The organism is Streptomyces sp. DH12 (genome assembly GCF_020873895.1).
GTDB lineage: Bacteria > Actinomycetota > Actinomycetes > Streptomycetales > Streptomycetaceae > Streptomyces.
This window is the reverse complement of record NZ_JAHWGT010000305.1, coordinates 1-695: the sequence shown is the minus strand read 5'-3', so window position 1 is coordinate 695 and position 695 is coordinate 1. Positions and strand designations below refer to the sequence as shown.

At 66.3% G+C, this 695-nt stretch carries 1 protein-coding gene; it reads right to left on the bottom strand.

The window, feature by feature from the left end; translation table 11 throughout:
• Positions 1 to 214: 214 nt before the first annotated feature.
• A complete protein-coding gene (locus LPA54_RS34195) occupies positions 215 to 664 on the bottom strand; it encodes a nuclear transport factor 2 family protein (protein WP_228917517.1) in 450 nt (149 codons plus the stop codon).
• Between the last annotated feature and the right edge of the window lie 31 nt (positions 665 to 695).

Genomic DNA, 695 nt, shown 5'->3' with positions numbered 1-695 from the left:
AGGTCAGGGGTCCGGTAGGGCCGGCCCGCCCGCGTAGGGCGGGACGCGAACGTCGACTCCACCGTCTGTCGGCCCACCAGCACGCCGCCTCTTCCGGTGCTGATCACGGCCGGTCAGCGAGGCGCCCCCGCAGTTCGAGCCCGTCCTGGAAACGATCCGGGTGCCGCGTATCAGTCTGGTCGGCCCGCAGGAGACCGGATCGTTGCCGTCGGCCTCAGTCTCTCGGTCTCCGCACGGAGCAGGCTTCGGCGATGGCAAGCGTGTCCCAGTAGAACGGGCGGACCTCGGTGATCCGCCCGTCCTCGACCGTGATCGTTTGCAGGACCGGGAAGCTGAGTTCACGGCCGGTCGCTCGAGCGCGAGCACGGACCTGTGTGAGCACGACCGCAGTCTCACCGGTGGCGAGGAACTCCTGCTCCACCATCTCGAACGATTCCCACACCTGCCCCATCCTGAGGAAGAACTGCGTCATGCCGTTGTGCCCACGCCACGTCCCTCCGTAGGGCAGAGCATCTGCTTGATGCAGCACGACACCCGGCGCGAAGAAGGGGGCGAGCAGATCGAACGAAGCTGTGCCAGGGCCTCCGTCCGCCAAATACACCGCCTCGGCCGCATACATGCCGGTGAGGACTGTTACTGAGTCCGTAGTGGATGGCATCGTCATGCCGCCAGCATGATCACTGCTGGCGGATACG